Source organism: Enterococcus diestrammenae (assembly GCF_049384045.1).
In the GTDB taxonomy this organism is placed as follows: domain Bacteria; phylum Bacillota; class Bacilli; order Lactobacillales; family Enterococcaceae; genus Enterococcus_C; species Enterococcus_C diestrammenae.
This window is the reverse complement of the sequence record NZ_JBMRGR010000004.1, coordinates 47,061-67,275: the sequence shown is the minus strand read 5'-3', so window position 1 is coordinate 67,275 and position 20,215 is coordinate 47,061. Positions and strand designations below refer to the sequence as shown.

The 20,215-nt window shown below is 44.4% G+C and carries 15 protein-coding genes and 1 pseudogene; 3 read left to right on the top strand and 13 right to left on the bottom strand.

What is annotated here, in order from left to right:
- Positions 1-87: 87 nt before the first annotated feature.
- The 3 genes and pseudogenes from ACO03U_RS04250 to ACO03U_RS04240 form a co-directional block, all read right to left on the bottom strand.
- Positions 88-2,022, bottom strand: a complete 1,935-nt coding sequence (locus ACO03U_RS04250; RefSeq protein WP_204685758.1) for a carbohydrate-binding domain-containing protein — start codon at positions 2,020-2,022, stop codon at positions 88-90.
- Positions 2,023-2,678: 656 nt separating this feature from the next.
- The gene (locus ACO03U_RS04245) at positions 2,679-3,356 is read right to left on the bottom strand and encodes a DUF4956 domain-containing protein (protein ID WP_204685756.1); all 678 of its coding nucleotides are present in this window, start codon (positions 3,354-3,356) and stop codon (positions 2,679-2,681) included.
- 193 nt (positions 3,357-3,549) lie between these two features.
- Positions 3,550-4,242: pseudogene (locus ACO03U_RS04240) on the bottom strand (VTC domain-containing protein); the annotation flags it as partial.
- A gap of 264 nt (positions 4,243-4,506) precedes the next feature.
- Here ACO03U_RS04240 and ACO03U_RS04235 point away from each other — a divergent pair.
- On the top strand, positions 4,507-5,187 hold the full coding sequence (locus ACO03U_RS04235; RefSeq protein ID WP_161868176.1) for a response regulator transcription factor: 681 nt from the start codon (positions 4,507-4,509) through the stop codon (positions 5,185-5,187).
- Between the two features lie 19 nt (positions 5,188-5,206).
- Positions 5,207-6,547, top strand: a complete 1,341-nt coding sequence (locus tag ACO03U_RS04230; RefSeq protein WP_204686038.1) for an ATP-binding protein — start codon at positions 5,207-5,209, stop codon at positions 6,545-6,547.
- A gap of 50 nt (positions 6,548-6,597) precedes the next feature.
- Here the strand turns inward: ACO03U_RS04230 and ACO03U_RS04225 are convergent, their stop codons facing one another.
- The 5 genes from ACO03U_RS04225 to ganS all read right to left on the bottom strand — a co-directional run bounded on the left by ACO03U_RS04225 (position 6,598) and on the right by ganS (position 13,705).
- Positions 6,598-7,545, bottom strand: coding sequence for a Gfo/Idh/MocA family protein (locus ACO03U_RS04225; protein ID WP_204685752.1), 948 nt, complete (start codon positions 7,543-7,545; stop codon positions 6,598-6,600).
- Between the two features lie 516 nt (positions 7,546-8,061).
- Entirely contained in the window at positions 8,062-10,098 is a 2,037-nt protein-coding gene (locus ACO03U_RS04220; RefSeq protein ID WP_204685750.1) for a beta-galactosidase, read from the bottom strand.
- 8 nt (positions 10,099-10,106) lie between these two features.
- A complete protein-coding gene (ganQ, locus tag ACO03U_RS04215; RefSeq protein ID WP_204685749.1) occupies positions 10,107-10,967 on the bottom strand; it encodes a galactooligosaccharide ABC transporter permease GanQ in 861 nt (286 codons plus the stop codon).
- 3 nt (positions 10,968-10,970) lie between these two features.
- The gene (gene ganP / locus ACO03U_RS04210; protein WP_416336751.1) at positions 10,971-12,251 is read right to left on the bottom strand and encodes a galactooligosaccharide ABC transporter permease GanP; all 1,281 of its coding nucleotides are present in this window, start codon (positions 12,249-12,251) and stop codon (positions 10,971-10,973) included.
- 176 nt (positions 12,252-12,427) lie between these two features.
- Positions 12,428-13,705: a galactooligosaccharide ABC transporter substrate-binding protein GanS gene (gene ganS / locus ACO03U_RS04205; protein ID WP_204685747.1), complete on the bottom strand. Its 1,278-nt coding sequence runs from the start codon at positions 13,703-13,705 to the stop codon at positions 12,428-12,430.
- Between the two features lie 227 nt (positions 13,706-13,932).
- Between ganS and ACO03U_RS04200 the strand changes: the two genes are divergently transcribed.
- Positions 13,933-14,949, top strand: coding sequence for a LacI family DNA-binding transcriptional regulator (locus ACO03U_RS04200; protein WP_204685746.1), 1,017 nt, complete (start codon positions 13,933-13,935; stop codon positions 14,947-14,949).
- A gap of 189 nt (positions 14,950-15,138) precedes the next feature.
- On the opposite strand, the gene ACO03U_RS04195 is transcribed toward ACO03U_RS04200, so the two are convergent.
- The 5 genes from ACO03U_RS04195 to udk all read right to left on the bottom strand — a co-directional run bounded on the left by ACO03U_RS04195 (position 15,139) and on the right by udk (position 20,093).
- Complete coding sequence (locus tag ACO03U_RS04195) at positions 15,139-16,086, bottom strand: glycosylasparaginase (RefSeq protein ID WP_204685745.1); 948 nt, start codon at positions 16,084-16,086, stop codon at positions 15,139-15,141.
- 26 nt (positions 16,087-16,112) lie between these two features.
- Positions 16,113-17,438 (bottom strand): Sapep family Mn(2+)-dependent dipeptidase, encoded by a 1,326-nt coding sequence (locus ACO03U_RS04190; RefSeq protein ID WP_204685744.1) that lies wholly within the window; start codon positions 17,436-17,438, stop codon positions 16,113-16,115.
- Positions 17,435-18,166 carry a GntR family transcriptional regulator, LSA1692 subfamily gene (locus ACO03U_RS04185; RefSeq protein ID WP_204685743.1) on the bottom strand — a complete coding sequence of 244 codons (732 nt, stop codon included), beginning with the start codon at positions 18,164-18,166 and terminating at the stop codon, positions 17,435-17,437. The genes ACO03U_RS04190 and ACO03U_RS04185 overlap by 4 nt, the downstream gene beginning before the upstream one ends.
- A gap of 65 nt (positions 18,167-18,231) precedes the next feature.
- On the bottom strand, positions 18,232-19,077 hold the full coding sequence (locus tag ACO03U_RS04180) for a YitT family protein (protein ID WP_204685741.1): 846 nt from the start codon (positions 19,075-19,077) through the stop codon (positions 18,232-18,234).
- Positions 19,078-19,463: 386 nt separating this feature from the next.
- Positions 19,464-20,093: a uridine kinase gene (udk, locus tag ACO03U_RS04175; RefSeq protein ID WP_204685740.1), complete on the bottom strand. Its 630-nt coding sequence runs from the start codon at positions 20,091-20,093 to the stop codon at positions 19,464-19,466.
- Between the last annotated feature and the right edge of the window lie 122 nt (positions 20,094-20,215).

Here is a 20,215-nt window from a genome sequence, read left to right as displayed (position 1 = left end):
AAATTTTATTTTTGAATAAAGCCTAGATTGCAAGCCTTAACTGTAGCTAAACTGATAGCTACAGTTAAGCTTTTTGAGAAAAGCAGTTTAGAAACCACCAGGGCCACCCATACCCCCACCCATCCCCATACCGCTGGAGACAGCTTCACCGGATTGGGACAGACTGCTGACCGTCTCACTTAGAGTCAATTGAGACAGGGTTGTGCTATCAGTAATCGTAGTATCAGCAGTAGCTAAACCTTGGTCTGACAAGGTGCTTGCTGTGCCACCACTGGCCAAGTTCACCGTGCCAGTCGCAAGGTCAGGCGTACTGATGACTAAGTGTTGGAAAGATTTCGTTGGTTGGAAAGCCGTGATCAAATTGCCCTCGCTATCCGTCAAAGAAATCAACGTATCCGCCGCTTGACTACTATCAAAAGTCACTGCCAAGGCGGTTTGTGTGGAGGTGTCACTGACGTTCAAAGCCATCCCGGTACTACCAGCGGCCATTAAGGTCCCACCACTGATGTCAAACGTACCATTGTAATCCAACGCACCATTGCCACCGTTCGTCGGACCGTTGACCAGCATCGTACCACCAGTCATGGTAATATTGCCGTTACTGTCCACACCATCGCCATCTGCATTGACCAACAATGTACCGCCAGCCATTTCGATAAACTTAGTCTCATCGGCTTGGTCGCCACCACCAGGGCCCCCACCACCAAAGGTATCGCCACCAAATTGACCAGCTGTTTCGTCGGTATCGCTACCGCCACCAGCATTGACTCCATCATCTTGGGCGGTGACTTCAATGACACCGCCATTAAAGTAAAGTTCCGCAGCTTCTAAGCCTTCATAAGATTGGGAAATCGTTATCTGGCCGTCATTGAAGGTTAGCTTATTATCAGCATGAATCCCATCGTCGCCAGAGGCCAGCTGTAAAGTACCGCCGTCGATTGTCACCGTTCCATTGGCGTGAATGCTATCGTCCACCGCATCGATGGTGTAAGTGCCATCTGTGACGATTAAGTCTGTCGTAGCCTTCAAGCCTTTGTAACTTTCTTCCGCATCGAGAGACCCGGAATTGGCACCATCTGCTGTTTTGATCGTCATTTCGGTATTCTGTGTTTTTAATGTCGTCTCAGCTTGAATGCCATCTCGGCCACTATTAATCGTGAAGGTCCCACCATCGATGGCTACCCAACCTTTTGTAGTATCTTCGGCGTTATTGGCTTGAATCCCATCCCCTTCTGCCGTCGTGATGGTGTACTCACCACCTCTTATCGACACGCTATCCTTGCCTTTAATAGCATTATTTTTCGCAGTGATTTGATAGGTGCCACTGACGAGTACCACATCATCTTTGCCGCGGATTCCGTTGCTGTAATTGCCTGTAACCGTCAACGAACCGGTACCATTGATGGTCAAATCTTCTTTACTATAAAAAGCCGCATCTGGTTCAGTTTCGCCATCTGCTAGTTGATAATCTGTACCATCCGTCAAAGTATTTTCACTACCTTCTTTCAAGGTGGTGATCACTTTTTCGGCTTGTTCGATATCGATAGCTGGGCCGCTACTGTTAGTAATCTTCACACCATCCAAAATCAGGTAAACCTTCTCTTCCTTGCCAGCGTTGACCACGAGTTGTCCTTGACTTAAAGTCCCAGAAACCACATAAGTTCCGCCTTTAGTAATGGTGACGGTACTGTCGGAAACTTCTGCACCGTCGCCATCGACTTCGCTGGTATCTCCCAAAGTGATGGTCGTGGCACTATCCCCATCGTATTCGGTAACCAAATCTTCCTCTTCGTATTTGCCGTAGTATTCCGACAGCTCTGCTTCGCTGGATTCAGTGGCTGTTGCGGTCAAAGTGGTGCTATCGTCACTCGTGTTTGCTGCACTACTAGCCTCGCTGATTGTCAAACTTTCTGAAGTTTGATTTGTAGTATTTTCAGTGTTATTGCTAGTTTGTTGTTGGCTACAAGCAGACAAAATCGCTGCCGTCACCAAAAATGAAGCTAAATATTTACGTGGTCTCATGGAACCACTCCTTTCTCGTATTAAAGAATTGATTTTTCAAAAAGCGAAAAATCAGTTTGATTCTCGAGCCGTATACCATTGGACTAGGTAAATCTTGCAAGTCCAACTGGCATCCTTTCTCGTATTAAAGAATTGATCTTTCAAAAAGCGAAAAATCAGTTTGATTCTCGTGCCGTATACCATTGGACTGCTAGTCATAGAGACTACGCATACAGTTCATTGCGTCGCTTACGCTAGCATGAAGCAGAAAAGCACTGCTTCAAACGAACTAGCATAAGCTATAAATCAAGCAATTCCACCCTATTTTGTTGATAATTGATTGACTATCTTTTGCTATTCAAGGCTAGCAATTCTCTTTCTTGAAAATGTAGCAAACATATCGTGAAAAAGGTGAAATTTAGCGTAGTAGAATTGGTATAACAGTAGCTTTAAAGACTGAGATGAAAATACTTAGAGTTAGTGGCGCTTGTGACGCTTACTCTAAGTTTGAAGCTCAGAGGCAAATGACAAATCGGTCTTTATTTGGCATTTGCCGGTCTAGCTACCGTCATACCAATTCCTACGGAGCTAAATTTCACCTTTTTCTTGCCATCAATTGTGGAACCGAAGAAAGTGACTTCCTGTTTTTGCCACGTTCTTCAGTGTCTTCAAGGAATTTACAATTCATCTCGATTAGTGGCGGCTTTACCTAAAACGACCGGCAAATTACCATTACGGACACGGATTTCGTCGATGAGTTCTTTTTCATGGTTGCTATCTTTCAACAGAAGACGGTAGCGCAATTCGTAGACACTCCCCATCGTCGTGGTGCGGACGGATTCCAGATTTGAACTGTGAGCATAGTTTTCAAACAGATCATCAAACAAATGAGGATAATCCAAGTCTTCGGGAATCGTAACTTTCAAATCCCGTTCGGCAACTTTCGGATGTTCCGCAAAAGGCAGGCTGTACAAAATAACTAAAGCGATAGCGACAATCACCGACAAGACGACGATAAAGCCGGCATAGCCCATCCCGGTAGCCAAGCCGATTGCCATTGACCAGAAGATGCTGGTGATTTCGCGTGAGCCCCCTGGGACTGAGCGAAAACGAATCAAGCTAAAAGCCCCCACGACCGCCATCCCGGTGCCGAGGTTGCCGTTGACCAACATGATGACGGACTGCACCAAGACGGGCAAAATAACTAAAGTGATGATGAAATTCTTTGAGTAGGTATTGCGGTACATATGCATCGCCGCCACTAGCAGTCCTAGGGCCAAGGAGATCAGCATGCAAATGCCTAATTGTGAAAAGGACAAGCTTTCAGTCCCGTTGGTGTATAAACTTTCTAACATGATAAATTCCTCCAGATGGTTATTTTGAGTGGTGTGAATAAGTCGGTGCTACTGTTTTCCAAGCAGTCCGACTGTTACTTGCAGGTGGTGTGCTTTCACTCATAGCAGCAATCTGCCAAGAGGATAACTCCTCCAAACTCGCCGCTTTTGCACGGCCTTCTCGCAATTGTTCAATCGGTGCCAAATGATCAGCTAAGTGACGACGATAGGTGAAGGCATATTTTGAAAAACTATCTTTCTTAAGACCATATTTGGTCAATAGATGAACAAACCACAAAGGATAAGCTCCCATTGCTTTGACTTCCATCAAGACGCCAATTTCTGGAGCCACCAAGGCGCCGCCGCTTCCTTTAGTCAAATCCAAATCCGTATCCCGATAGCGTATCCGCTGATCAAAGGTCACACGAAAATCTGGATCCTCTTCATAAAAATACGACATTCGGTCATACGCAATCAGCACTCGCGGCGCTAACTCATGGTACTGAGCAAAAAGCCATTTTAATTCGCGATTAATTTGGGGTGTGTCGGGGCTTTCAGGAAATGGTCCCTGCCCTGTTTGCCAATTGCGATAAGCTTGATAGCTGACGGGGATCCGACGTTTATAAACAATCCCTTTGATTTTTTTCTTGCTTTCCAAAAAGATGGTCGACTGCTCATCAGGTACGCCATAACTCCGGATGCGGAACTTTTCCTTGTATTTTGGTTTTTCCATGGAATGTTGAATCATCACATAATCTGGAGTGTCAAAATAAAGGGACATAATCGTGTGTAGACCGAATTCATCTACCTGCATCCATTGATTGAGTTCTGTTTGAAATTGGTGAAATGTTTCTTCTGACATGGTGTATTTGGTTTCTTTACGCTCAAAAGCTTTCTTTAGTTTCATAGATATCCTCCTTCTCGCTCTGAGAGGTACTTGCAAATCACGTGTAGCGCTTGTCGACTGCTGACGAAGCAAGCTTTCAAGCGCCCTTGCTGTCTATACTTTAGAACCTGCAACTTAACTGCCCCTTAACCCCGACAACTTTTTTTAAATGCTATTTAAGCTGGCTTTATGGGAACAATGGTAGAATGAAAGTAAACTACGCAAAAAACGCCAAAACTTTAGCTGTAAGAACAACTAGTTTTTGGCGAAGACGAGGTGAATTAAATGATTAAACTATTAGTAGTAGAAGATGAGCAAACTCTCTCTGAAGATATCAAAGAAATTCTCAGTGGTATTGGCGAAATCACCCAAGCGTATGACGGTGCTGAAGGCTTGTACGAAGCGGAGACCGGCGTCTACGATCTGATTTTGCTGGATTTGATGTTACCGGAAAAAAATGGCTATCAAGTCTTAGCCGAGCTCCGGCAACAAAATATCCAGACACCAGTCTTAATCCTGACAGCCAAAGATGGCCTAGAAGACAAGGTGACCGGCTTCCAAAAAGGGGCGGACGATTATTTGACCAAACCCTTTTATCGAGAAGAACTGATTTTGCGGGTCAAAGCCCTGCTGAAGCGTTCCCTTGGGTTATATGATGAAAACTTGCTGACATTTGGCCCCCTTACATGCAACTTGGCAAAAAATGAAGTCAGCTGTCAGGATGGTCAACTGCTCCCGATTCAGGGAAAAGAATTCGAGCTTTTGGTTTATTTCATCCAAAATAAAGATGTGATTATCACTAAAGAGCAGATTTTCGACCGTATCTGGGGCTTTGACTCTGAGACTACCATCACCGTTGTGGAAGTGTACATGAGCCATTTGCGGAAACACTTAAAACCTAGCGGGGTGGACAAACACTTCAAAACCCTCCGCAACGTCGGGTACATTTTACAAGAAAAAATATAAAAGAAGGGACTGATTGCCAGTGAATACGGATAGCTCCCGCAAGCAGCGGCTTAAGTTTTTCTTCTTAAATGTGGCAGCTTTTGCGGTGATTTTCTTGGCACTGGGTTTTATTACCTTACAGATGTTGCAAAGTTCTGCGTATCGTCAAACGGATGAGTCCTTGAAGAAAATGTCTCAGAATCAAACACGGATTGATTGGGAAATCCAGCGTTACCAGCAGGACAATCCTTTTTTAAATCCTATCGAAAACATGCCGGTTCCCCCAAAAAACGCTGGCGAAACTGATGATCCTGCTGGCAATCGTTTCAACTCTCAAGTCATCCTCTGGTCTGCCACCGGAGAACTTTTGAATAAAGAAGTCTTAGGAGGGCGCTTTAACGAATTACAAAACCTGACCTTGGATACTAGCAAGCTGGAGCAAGTGACAGAGATTAGCATCGCTGACGGAGAAGAGGCCGGTAGCAAGATGACTTTCCATTCCTTGACTATCCCGGTTGCTGACGCTGGTGATTCCAACGTTGCCTACGCTCAATTTATGGAAAACACCGATCAGATTACCCAATCGATGCAAACTTTCCAAACAATTTTGCTTTTATGTATGATTTTGTTTTGGTTGTTGTCCATTGCGGTCAGTTACTTTATCTCCAAACAAAATATGAAACCCATCTTGGCCTCCTGGAAAAAGCAACAGGAATTTGTCGAAAATGCCTCCCACGAGTTGCGGACGCCACTAACGATTATCCAAAATTCCTTACAGCGACTCTTCACCAAGCCCAATCACACGATTATGGAAGAATCAGAAAGCATCGCCCAAGCCTTAAATGAAACCCGACGACTCAATGGGCTTACTACGGATTTATTAACCATTGCCAGAAGCGATGCCAACGAAGAAGTGCTGGATAAGCAACCCTTGCAACCAGCTAGCTTCATCGAGGGCTTAGTACCGCCATTTCAAGAGATTGCCGAGATGGAAGATAAGCTCTTTCTTGTGGAAAATTTTGCCAAAACTCCGGTTTCTGTCGACGAGCGTAAAATCCATCAACTTTTAGTTATTTTATTGGACAATGCACTGAAATACACTACCGCCGGCGATAGGATCCTGCTCCAATCGGAAATCTCTGGAGGGGACACCTGGCTGCTAGAGGTCAAAAATACCGGACCAGCCATCCCTGACGACGAGAAGAAGCAAATCTTCGAACGCTTCCACCGCACTGATCCCGCCCGTGGCAAACAAACTGGTGGCTACGGTCTTGGCCTAGCCATCGCGAAACAAATCGTCACTGCCCACGCCGGCCGCATCTCCGTTCACGATTGGCAACCAAAGGGCGTCTTATTTCGGATCCGAATCCCGATAAAATAAATGACAGTAGATAAATAGCCTACCCCATTTTCTGGGTAGGCTATTTGGTTTTATTGCCAACTATGATACAGACCTTCCACTTGCTTGACCGTCTCAATGGTCAACTCCGGCGTCATCACCGGACTTTGGCTTCGTCCTTTTTTCAAGCAATCATTGACATGCTCCACCTCGTAAACAAACTCGCTGTCAAAAGGAAAGAAACGCTGATTGACTTCACCAGTCGGCTCAAAACTCACGCGATTGGCCTTCCAAAAATGAGGAATAACAATCTTGCCTTTCGTACCGTAAATCGTCATTTGGCTAGGCAAATCCAGCTCCACCGTCAAAAATACGCTCGCTAAGATCCCTTCACCTAGCTGTAGGGCTAAGGTCGTCTGTAAATCACTTTCACCAGCGGGCATGATACTCGTTCCCGTGATACTGGTAATTTTTTCACCGGTAATTTGCTGCATGTATTGCAACGGATAACTGCCGGAACTCCGCAACACCCCACCACCGGCCGCCAAATCATGAAACCAGCTAATATGGTCGATATGGGGATAAGAAGTTACGGACTCGATGCGCTTCACCTCGCCAATCACCCCAGCGGCAATCCCTTGACGGACTGCCGTCGTCGCTGGCAAGAATAAGGCTTTTTGGGCTTCCATCAAAAATAACCCTTTTGCTTTTGCCAAGGCAAAAAGTTCTTCCGCCTCGGTAGCGGCCAATGTAAATGGCTTTTCCAATAACACCGACTTCCCAGCCGACAAAGCTTGTTTAGCTGCAGCATAATGCCCTTGATTGTAAGTCGCAATATAAACAATATCGATGGTCGAATCTGCGTACAATTCTTCATAACTCCCATAAGCCTTAGGGATCTCCAGCTCTGTCGCAACTTGTTGGGCTTTAGCCAGATTTCGAGAAGCCAGCGCCACCACTTCGCCAGACTGACTTTCCTTCACTCCAGCTACAAAGCGGGGCACTACTTGCGCGGTACTGATGATGCCATAACGAATCATCTTGTCACCTCCATAATCGTTGCCAACCCTTCTTAACTTAAACGTTGGTTGTCCTGCTTCTAGTATAACAAGAGAAGACTGGATGGTTAAACAAAGTGTCCGCGCCTAATAATTAGCTGTCGTGTTTCTATACGAAGGGGACTACGCTCCTTTCGTCGCCTAGTACTGTTCAACATCAGTTCTGTCTGCTTTCAGCAGCCAATCACTGTGTTTCACAGCAAAAAGACGGGTAACCAATTAAGGCTACCCGTCTGCTTCCAATACCGTCAGATTGACGATAGAAAGGCTGGTCGTCCACTACCTGCCCTTCAGCCACCCTGCAAATCCGGCAGGTGAGGTGCGATCCTCGTTGCGGCTATGGTTGAATCGTCGACAGATGTCGACTTTTCGGCTCATCGCATGTTGTTCATCATATCAGGATTTTGGAAAATGTCAAACGTCACTCAATATTTTATCCACAAAAAACGCCCGTCGTACCTTGACGGGCATCTATCATTTACTTGCTTTATTATCTAGCTAACCTTGAAACACACACACTTGATAAGGTTGCAATTCAAGCTGAGTTGGCACTGTTTTACCAGTCAAGAGATCCACTTGCTCCCTCGCCAAGGTGATTGTTTTAGTCATTTCAGAAAAATTCATAACAAAGGTAAAGTCACCTTTAGAACCGGTGCGCATTTGGACTGAAACTTCCGGATCCCCAGCGACTACCAAAGATGGAACCAAGTTCAAACCTGCCGTTACTTCTTGATAAAATTCAACTAAGAAATCATTGTCCGTTCGTGCTCCCACAAAGTAGGCAGTACCGTTACCAGTGGTTTTCTTCGTCACAGCAGCTTCTCCGGCATAGAAATCTTCACCATAACGAGCCACAATTTCCGAATCCAAAACTTCCAACAAAGCTGCATAGTCTTTCACAGAATAGCTTGTATCCGCCATTACCACTTGATTGTGATCTCTTGGGTAATAGACGTCGGTTTCCTTAACTTTGACACCAAATAATTCTTGCAAAGTGGCCGGCCAACCATTAATATACGTCAAATCGGACTCGTTGACGATTCCGGTGAGATAGGTACTCACTAAGCGGCCGCCACCTTTGACGAAATCTGCTAAATGCTGCATATTGGTTTCCGTCAATAAATACAACATCGGTGCCACCACTAAATCGTACTGACTCAAATCATAGTTCGGCGTCACCACATCCACTGGGATATCCCGATCCCAGAAATAGCGATAATGAGCTTGGCAAGTCTGGGGGTAACGTTTGGTAGCTTGCGCAAATCCTTGGGCATCGTCTAAGGCCCAATTATTGTCCCAATCATATAAAATGGCGACTTTTGCTTGTTTATTGGCACCTTTAACAGCGGCAATCTTTTCCATCAACTTACCAACTTGGGCGACTTCTTGGAAAACTCGGTTGTCCGTCGAATTGTCATGATCCACTACTGCTCCATGGAATTTTTCCGAAGAGCCACGAGATTTCCGCCATTGAAAATAAAGATTGCTATCCGATCCATGAGCAATGTGTTGCATTGCACTTAACAGGTGCATCCCCGGTCGTTTGGTCTTATTTACCGGATGCCAGTTAACCCCACTTGGCGTGGATTCCATGATTAAAAAAGATTTCCCTTTCAAACTGCGATACAAGTCGTCGATAAAGCCGACTTTACTAGCCAAATCAGCGGTGGTCTCCCAATCGTTGTGCCATGCGGGATAACAATCCCAACTTACGACATCCACCTCTTTGGCAAATTTTTCGTAATCCAAGCTGTAAAAAGGTACCAAGTCCATCGTGTCTGCCATAAAATTAGTGGTTACTGGCACATCTGGCGTCAAACGCCGAATGTCTTTGATTTCGTGACGATAAAAATCGATGGTCTGATCTGTCACAAACCGTTTCCAGTCCAAGTTTAACCCATGGACCGCCGACTCTCCCAAAGGTGACGGAGACGCCACTTGCGACCAGTCACTAAAACTATGACTCCAAAACGGTCCCCACCAAGCCTTATTCAAAGCTTCCAGGCTACCGTACTTGGCTTTCAACCAAGTGCGAAAATTCTCCTGGCAATACTCGCAATGGCAATCCCCACCATATTCATTGGAAATATGCCACATCAACAAAGCCGGATGCTGTCCATAACGCTCAGCTAATTTACGGTTAATAATGGCAACTTTTTCTCGATAGATTGGTGAAGAAAAACAATGGTTGTGGCGACCACCGTGAAGCATCTTTTCCCGTTTGGCATTGGTGCGTAAAACTTCTGGATACTTCTGGGACAGCCAAGCCGGCCGCGCGCCACTAGGTGTGGCTAAAATAACGTTGCCTCCCATCCCATGGACATCATCCATGATTTTGTCCAACCATTCAAAGTGAAATTCCCCTTCACGAGGTTCCAGCGCGCTCCATGCAAAAATACCCACCGAGACTGTGTTCACATGAGCTTGTCCCATCATTTCCAAATCCTTAGCCAAAATCTCTGGATAATCTAGCCACTGATCCGGATTATAATCGCCTCCGTGAAGTAAACGGGATTCTTTCATATAGTTATTCATACCAACAACTATCCTTTCGTTCCGCCGGCGGTCAAGCCTGACACGAAATGTTTTTGCAATAACAAGAAGACTAAAGCGATCGGGATACTAATCAAAATCGCCCCCGCCGCAAAAGTGGTGTAGCTAGCCCCCATCTTATCTGTCACCAATTTGTACAAACCGATCGGCAACGTATAATACTCTGGATTGCGCAATAGCACTGAGGATAAAGCAAAGTCTCCCAAAGGTCCAGTGAATCCATTCATAGCCACCACGGCTAACATCGGCCGTGACAAAGGCATCAAAATTTGCCAGAAGATTCTTGTATTACTGGCTCCGTCCAACTTGGCACTCTCATCCAAATCCAGTGGAATCGAATCAAAATAGCCTTTCAAAAGATACGTATTCATGGGAATCTGACCGCCGACATAAATCAAAATCAACAGCCAATGACTATTAATCATACCCAACATTTGCGCCAAGACAAAAATTGCAATCAATGCTGAAAACTGCGGAATCATCTGCAAAAGCAAGAAGAGCATCAAGCCATTTTTTCGTCCGGTAAAGCGGAAACGAGAAAATGCATAAGCCGTGAAAGAAACACTGATGAGGGTCAGTAACATGGTAAAGAAGCTGATCTTCAATGAATTGACATACCACTGACCATAAAGCAACGAGCCTTCACCAGCAAATAGTTTCTCATAGTGGACTGTAGTTGGATTAGCAGGGATTAAGCTGGTGGAAACCAAGCTATTCCCAGGGTTGAAACTAGCCCCCACTGCCCATAACAATGGATAAATGATCACAACCACCATTGCCACTAGCAATAAGTAGGTAAAGGTCATTCTTATCGTACGTTGGCGTTTAATACTTGAAACATGTACTTCCATGACTTAGACCTCCTCTTTAAATGAATTGGTGCGACGGAACTGCCACAATGCGATAGCAATGACAAAAATTGATAAGAGAATCGTCAAAGCTGCTGCCAATGCATACTGACTGTTTTGCATCGTCAGTTTATATATCCAAGAAACTAAGATATCGGTTCCTCCTGCTGTGGACCCTGGTACAGCCGGCCCACCTGCATTAAAGAGATAGATGATATTAAAGTTATTAAAATTGAAAGTATACTGAGTGATGATGATTGGTGCCATCGCATACAAGACCAAGGGCAAAGTAATCGTTTTAAACTTCTGAAAAGCCGTTGCGCCATCGATAGTCGCTGCTTCGTATAGATCATCAGGAATCGATTGCAAGGTCCCAGTGGTCACGATAAAGATGTACGGAAAGCCTAACCAGCCTTGGATGATCAACAATGCAAGCCGAGTCCAGTTGGCATCATTTAGCCAAGGAATCGGGGAAATATGGAAGAAATCCAAAATGACATTGTTCACTGCACCGAAACTATCATTGAACAGGCCCGCAAAGACCAAGATAGTCACGAAACCTGGGACGGCCCATGGAAGAACCAAAATCGTCCGGAAAAACTTCTTGAAGCGGACTTCTTTTTGATGCACTACGATAGCAAGAAACACGCCAATCGCCACTTGCAATGTCGAAGCCACCAAGGTCCAGACAATCGTCCACCCCATGACTCCAAAGAAGGTACTCCGCCAGATATCCACGGTAAAAATTTTGGCAAAAGTCTCCAGTCCCACCCAATCAGCCAAGTTTGCCGGTGCTGAGTGATACAAGTCATAATTCGTAAAAGCTAACGCAATACTAAAAAGGATCGGAAAAATGACCGAGAAGACTAGCAGTAAGAAGGCTGGACTACTGATTAAATATGGATAACCTTCTGCTAACAATGCTTGGTAAGATTCTCGAATGGTTGCTGGCTTATGTCCCATACCGATTTTTTCACCATTTTTATACGCATCACGAATATTCAAAAAGTAAAAAAGTAAACCAAAACTAATGACAATCAAGGCAACTAAGCCTTCCGCCAATAAGAAAATGGAGTTGTCTCGTGGAACCTCAGTCCCCAAGGTAAGGAGTCCCCATATTCCCATATTGAAAAGATCTTTAAAAACGAAAAGGTAAGCTACGAAGAAAATAAGAAAAATTGCGCCTTTGATAATTTGCTTATTGTAAAATTGCCCCACTCCAGGAATGATTGAGAGAAGCGCCGCCTTTTTTTTGCGAGATGAATCTTGGGTGATGTTCATTTCCATTTGTATTCTCTCCCCTATGTTCTACAACGGTCCGCCGACTTTACGTCAGCTACCATTGTCTTAAAAAAGTTCTTGGGAGCCATAAAAGAACCATTCAGTTGGCTTTTCTCTGACTCCCAAGCTTGGTGTCACATATTGTCGGCAGTTTTATCTACAGACCCTCATTAGTTAGTTTCTCACTGGGTCGCTGCAATCGCAGACTTGATTTGGTTCACTGCTGCTGGCAAGGCAGCTTTTGGTTCTGCTTTACCAGTGGCAATCGTTTGCAAAGCTGCATCGATAGGTTCCCAAACAGCATTCATCGCAGTAATCCCTGGCGTCAATTCAGCGTACTGGGATTGAGTAGCAATAGCCACTGCCCCTTCACTTTCTTGTACGACGGGATCATCAGCTAAAGCAGCTACAGCAGGTACTTCTTGTGTTTTTTCATAACGAACTTTTGAATTTTCTTCGTTAGTGATGAATTCAACAAACTTTTCAGCAATTTCCGGATGTTTAGAGTAACTGGAGACGTTGTAGCTCTTCACACCGATGAATGAACCCATATGTTCACCATTGCCCAACATTGGCAATTCTTTGACCCCATAGTCAATCCCAGCTTCTTTGTATGGCGCCAAATTCCATGGACCTGAAATCACAGCAGCTGCTTTTCCTTCAGTAAACAAGGAGTCCAAAACATTTGTACCCTGTTCACCAACAAGACCAGATGGCAATACCTTATCAGCGTAAAATTTCTGAACGACTTCTGCCCCTTCAATGGCACCATCATTTGCTAAGCCGATATCATCTGGATTGTAGCTACCATCGTCATTTTGACCAAAGATATAGCCACCATATCCCCCCATAATCCCTTGAGCATAGTAGATTTGATCAAACGTCGCAATTAAGCCATATTTGTCTTTTTCATTATCGGTAATCTTCTTGGAGTAGTCATACCATTCATCCAATGTCGTAGGTAATTGGTCTTCAGAAATTAAATCCTTGTTGTAATAAAGGACTTGGGTTTCCACGGCTTTTGGTAAGCCATACACTTTGCCATCCACAATTTGTGAAGTCATTGCTGCTTCCGTGTAGATTTCTTTAGTGGCATCATCTACATCTAACTCTTTCACTAAACCTTCTGTCACTGCAGTTCCGATTTGATCACCAGGAATCGTGATGACATCTGCGCCAGTACCGGCTGGCCCATCTAAACGTAAGTCTTCAATCTGACCAGCGTAAGCTTTTTCTACCACTTTGATTTTGACATTATTTTCTTTTTCAAAAGTAGCAACCGCATCTTCAATCCCAGCAGTCTTCGCTTGATCTTCCCATACTAATAATTCAACTGTACCTTCTTGCCCTTTACCGTCGGAACCAGAATCAGCAGCACTAGAACTTTCTTTGGGTCCACAACCTGCCAATGCCAACACTGTTGCACCTAACGTCAAAATAGCCAATCTTGATTTTTTCATATTTTACACTCCCTTATCATTTGTGGAAACGCTATCTACATTTTTATAATAAATTAATTTACTAATTTTGTAAATACTTTTATTTATTTTTTTGCTAATTTATGCTGAAAGAAGCAAAATTCCCTATTAAATCACTAGTATTTTTGAATGATTTACGATTTAAATAGTAAATAAATTTACTTTATTCTTTACTTGCGTTATGATAAAGAGGAAAGTGAGGGTTTACTATGGTTACCATCAAAGATATTTCAGCAGCCTCGGGCTATTCTCAGGCTACCATTTCTCGTTTGTTTAAAGGGGATGAAAGCCTCTCCATCACTCCTGATACGAAAAAGCATATCATCTCTACCGCTTTGAGTATGGGTTATGATCGCTCAAAAATAAAAACAACATTGTATAAGATCGCCATTCCTTTCTTCCTCAATCGAGCACAAGTTATTCAAGATATGTACTTCACCCAAGTCCAAAATGCACTGCTTAAATTCGGTAAAGAAGCCAACATGGAGATTCAATTTATTACCGATCGTTTACAATTAGCGCAGCTGCCAGAAGACATCACTGGTTTTATTGGTGTGGGAGATTTAACTCATGATGACTTAATGATTTTGAAACAAAAAGGGTTAAAAGGGGTGCTACTTGAAATTAACCTCTGTCCTAAACACTTTGACACTGTCAAGCCAGACACAGACTCCATGACACGCGATGCCATCGACGAATTTCTCGCAGCTGGCTTTACCCGGATTGGTTTTATCGGTGGAACCTATCGTAATCCGCAAACTGGAAAAGAGGAATTAGATAGTCGCGAGCGTGTTTTTCGAGATTATTTAACTTCTAAAGGTCTGTTGCAAGAGCAATATATCTATTCGGAAGGCCTTTTTAGTATTGATGAAGGCTACCAACTAGCGAGCGATATGGTGCATCAGCTAGGTGATGCACTACCAGAAGCTTGCTTTATTGCTTCAGATACCCTTGCAATTGGTGCCTTGCAAGCCTTCAATGAACTAGGTATCAAATTGCCCGGGCAACTTGCCATCATTTCCATCAATGACAACGAGATTGCACAGTTTGTCTCTCCTCCTTTGACTACCTATCGAATTGATGTTGAGGAAATGGCCAAAACTGCCATCGAGCTCTTAGCCGACCAACTCACCTATCCCCGTCGCATTACGAAAACCGTTTTATTGGGTTCAGAATTAATTTATCGGAAAAGTTTTGTAAAAAGAGAAAAACAACAGCAAAATTAGTTCTAACTGATTGCAAACCGAAATAAAAGCAATCTCTAGTCTCCAAACGCGCTCATCGTTTTTCCCGCGTTTAGTAAATTGCGTATTTAAGTGTTATCAGCTTTCTTTCATAAGACCAAAAAACGGGCTACCAACGATGGTTGCCCGTTTTTTTAGTCTCACGATTTCAAGAAGATACAAACTCTTCCATTAAACTGGTGCTTTAATTCGCTTCTCGTAGGCATCCAACCATTCTTGCGTAATCGGTTCAATGACTGTCGTCTGATTTTCACCTGGTTTGGCCATAAAGATGCCACACACCCCATCTTTAACTGCTACGCTAAAGGTAAATTCAACATTGGTCGCCACTCCCCATTGCCCTTGATTATTCATAGCAACTAATGAGAAAGCTCCTGCCTTGCCATACCGTCGGGTCAGTTTTTCCGTAAAGTCGTAAACCGCCTTGTCACAAGCGGCTTGTGGCGTCAGCCCACTTGCCATCAACTGGACAATCTCATAAGAAAGACAACCTTTCATCAAGTCTTCCCCTAAGCCGGTAGCAGCTGCGCCTCCGATTTCCGCATCCACATAAAAACCCGATCCCGATAAAGGCGAATCCCCCACTCGTCCTGCTTTTTTCATAAATAAACCAGAACTGGAAGTCCCCACCGTCATCCTTTGGTTTTGATCAAGGCAGACCATCCCCACCGTATCATGGCCATCATACGGACTTAAATTCGTTTTAGCAATCTCTTCACAGCGCTTTTCCCAAATTCGGCGGGCGCGCTCAGTCAGCATATTTTTGCGGGGGAAGCCTGCCAGCATGGCATACTGGGTCGCCCCTGCCCCCACCCGAAAACTATTGAATTTCTCATGACTCAACTGACGGGCGACAGCGATTGGATTGGGAACATCAGTGATGCCTGCGACAGCCCCGATAGCAAAAGTCGTCCCGTCCATATACGCGGCATCCATCTCCAAAATACCTGTTTCATTGGGCAAGCCCCCGTAGCCTACCGATTTATAATAAGGATAATCCTCCACCATTTTTATGGCGGTTTCCATGGCATCCCCCGCAAAAGCATCAGCTGCTAACATTTCTTTAGCGGCTAAAACGCCATCATGAGCCATTCGCCAAGTTGCAATAATTCCCCACATCGTCTTTCCCTCATTTCTCTGTTCATTTACGCTGTCGTCAATGCTTCTATCGCTGCGATATAAATTTCTAAATTCTTTTGTAAATCAGCTACTGTCATATATTCATCATGATTATGGGCGATGCCTTTTTGTCCCGGAAAAGAAGGACCAAAAGCGATGATATTCGGCATTTTTCGTGCATAGGTACCACCGGTGGTAGTCACTGGTCTGCCAGATAACCCGGTAGCTTGTTCATAGACCTGAGTTAATTTTTGAATTTCGACCCCGTCTTTGTCTTTGACGACACTAGGCAGGCGTCGGGTTACAGTCAGTTGGGTCCCGGAAAAAAGTGCTTTTTCAAGTCCTGATAAGACCCTATCTTCTGACACCGTCACTGGGTAACGAAAAGAAAGCCGCAACTCCAACTGGTCTTCTGCGATTTTCTGTAGCGATATCGGAGTAACTATCAGTTTTCCCGAGTCTGGATCTGCTAACATTAAATCAATGCCTTCTCCGTGATGTTGTTCATGAAAACTCGTAACCACCCATTGAAAATACTGCCTGATTCGAGGTGCCAGCAAAGCGGTCGTCGCCAATTTTTCCGCCAATAGGGTAATCGCATTTTTACCTAGTTCTGGAGCATTACTAGGACTTCTCACCCCAGTTGCAGTCAGGGTCTGTCCATCACTCAAAGTCACTGCCAACTGATCTGGTACGCTAGCAGGATTTTGCTCTCCGACAATTGTCCCCATCTTGGCCAGTTCCTCTGGCGCGAAGGCTGTCACTAAGGAAACGCCTACCACTCCCCGTTCACCATAAACCACGGGATATTTGCAATCAGGTGTAAACCCAAAAGTCGGCGGCACTTCTTTTGCTAGATAAAGAGGAATATCCGACATGCCACTTTCTTCGTCACTTCCCAGTAGGATGCGAACCGTCTTATCCGGCTGATAGCCTTGATCTTTTAACAGTTTTAACCCGTATAAACAACTCATGATGGGCCCTTTGTTATCAAGAATTCCGCGGCCATACAAGGTTTCTTGGTCTTGGGTCAAAGCAAAAGGCGGGAAATGCCATCCCGTACCTGCCGCCACCACATCCAAATGTCCAACAATTCCAATATAATCCTTAGAAGTAGCTGGCGTATGTTGCCCTTGCCATTCAACGTATGCCACTGCCTCGTTGACCAGCCCCGTCTTAAAGCCCCATGCTTTCCCCAAAGATAAGGCCAAATCTAAGGCTGCCCGCGGCTTTTCTCCAAAAGGTGCTCCAGCAACCGGTGCCCCCTTGACACTAGGAATGGCCATCATCTGAGCCAGTACCTGTAAAAAATCCTCCCAGTGAGTTGCTACTAACCCTTGGTAGTCTCTCATCGATATCGCTTCCTCTGTAATGTATTGCGAAAGGTATACTTATCCCCTCGATAGTAAGATGTATCATAAAGCACCGGTATCCCGGCCGGTGAATAGGTTAGCGAATGAACCAAAAGTAACGGTGCCCCCACCGTGACCGCTAATAACCGACTTTTTTCTTCATCTGCCAGCACTGCTTCGACTTCTTGATGGGAATAGCCGATTTCTACCTGTTTTTCTAATGCTTCAAATAACGAACCCTGCAATAATTCCTTAGAAACCTCTGGCAGAAAACGTTGAGGTACATATTGCTCTTCCAATGTCATGGGCTCATCCTCCCAAAAACGAAGCCGCTGTATCCGCCAAACGGGTACGATCAATTCCTCTTGATCGCCAAAAAAGACTGCGACCGATTGAGGCAGTTCAGTCGCCACTTCACAAGCTAAGACTTTGGTCATTGGCATTCGTCCCTCTTGTCTCGCTTTTTCCGTAAAACTTTGCAAGCCACCTGCACCACTAGCAACTTTACTGGGCTTCATCACATAGGTCCCTTTACCAGGTTCTTTCGCCAAAAGATGTTCATCCATCAAAAGTGCTAAAGCTTTACGAATAGTCAATCGACTAACTTGAAACAAGGTGGCCAGCTCATATTCTGAAGGTAATTTTTGCCCTGGTTGATAGACTCCTTTTGCGATTTGTTGCCGCAATTGATTAGCAACTTCTTGAAAAACTTTTTTAGTTGTCGTCATCGGTGTCCTCCTTCGATGGTTTGTTGACTTCAAGAGAGCTGTCCCATGCTGATACAGTCTCTCGTTTAATACTCATAAAAAACGCGGTTAGCACTGATTCCCGATGCCACAGAGACAAACGCTTTTCGATCCACTTTTTCAACCACGGCTTTGACCAACTTAAGCTCCCGCTGAGAGACCACCATCATCAAGAGTTTTTTCTGTTGATGATCAAAGGCGCCCTCCACATCATTGATAACCGTAATCCCACGACCACAGTCAGCCTGCAAACAAGCCGTCAACTGTTGGGCATGTTCGGTGACGATCAGCACTTGCACTCGTTTTTGTTTTACATTGACATAATCCACGACCCGACCGCTGATAAAGACCGCTGCGGCACTATAAAAAGCATACTGCCAACCGTATAGCGCCCCCGCAAAGAACTGCAAAATAAGATTGAAAGCAATGAAAAAACTACCGATACTTCGTCCAGTGACCTTCTTTACCAAGATGCCAATAATATCTAATCCACCAGTAGAAAAATCACTATTTAACGTCAGCCCCACTGAAAACCCATGTAGCACACCACCAAAGACACCACAAATGACTGGATCCCTGGTCAGCTGAATCACGGGCACTAGTTTCATCACCACTGATGTCAGCACCACCGCAAAAATCGTATACAAGGTGAAGATGCGATCAATCTTATACCAAGCCAAAAGTAACAAAGGAAGATTAAAAAGCAAAACTACAGCAGGCAAGGTGAGGTGCAGACCGGCATAATCCCTTCCCAGTTGGACTAGTAGTTGCGACAGCCCAGTTAGCCCATTGGCGTAAATATTTCCTGGCAGCCAAAACATGTTTAGTCCAATGGAGGATATCAAGCTATAAATAATCGCAATAACCAACTTATTACGGGAAATCCGCTTCATCTCGTCCCCTCTTTCCTCTTCGAAAACAGTATATACTATTTAGTATATACTGTTCAACAAAAATTTAAATAATCCGCATTTTGACTGACTCAACGCTCTCAGGAAAACTCCGATGACAATAGCAAACTAGTCAAGGGAAATGGGCTACGTTTCATCAACTCCGCTAGCGACCCTTCTACCTGTTCCTAGAAATAAGCGCTTGCCCGTTTGGAACTTCAAGATGCCCATTTGAGGGATTATTTCTTTTCAAGGAGACTGGCTAATCTTAATCCCCTCTACTCTTTGCCACGTCTCATTTTCTGGAGGCGATGAATTCATTTATGGAAATCAAGAAAAGACGCTCCTTGTTGTCTTTACAACAAGGAGCGTCTTTTCTTAAGAATTAACTAATCATGGTTTAAAAAAGTACCGACTTTTGTCGCCAAAAGGTCAATAGCGACATGGTTTTCGCCACCTTCTGGGATGATGATATCAGCATACCGCTTGGTGGGTTCGATAAATTGATGGTACATCGGTTTAACCACCGATAGATATTGTTCGATGACCGAATCCAACGTCCGGCCCCGTTCTTCCATATCTCGCTTGATCCGTCGAATGATACGGATATCATCATCGGTATCCACATAGAGTTTGATATCCATCAAGTCACGTAACCGTTCATCTGCCAAAACCAAAATGCCTTCCAAAATAATGACTTCTTTGGGTTCTTGCAAGATGGTTACTTCTGAACGAGTATGGGCAACATAGTCATACACGGGTTTTTCGATACTTTCAAAGCGCATTAACTGCTCCACATGGGCAATCAATAAGTCGGTATCAAAAGCAAAGGGATGGTCGTAGTTGGTATTCAGACGTTCTTCAAAGCTCAAGTTTGATTGGTCTTTGTAGTAAGAATCTTGTTCCAACATCATGATGGAATGATCGGGAAAATGATTGAAAATGGCACGACTGACACTGGTTTTACCACTTCCTGAACCACCGGTGACACCGATTAAAATAGGTTTATTGGCAGGCATAGAAAAACTCTCCTTTTTTCAAATCCCAGAAAGAAAGAGTGACACCGTCATTAAGTCATGTCATTCTGGCTTTCTGCTGGCTGGACGCACTAGCTAACATTATAGAGAGAATGATGGGAAAA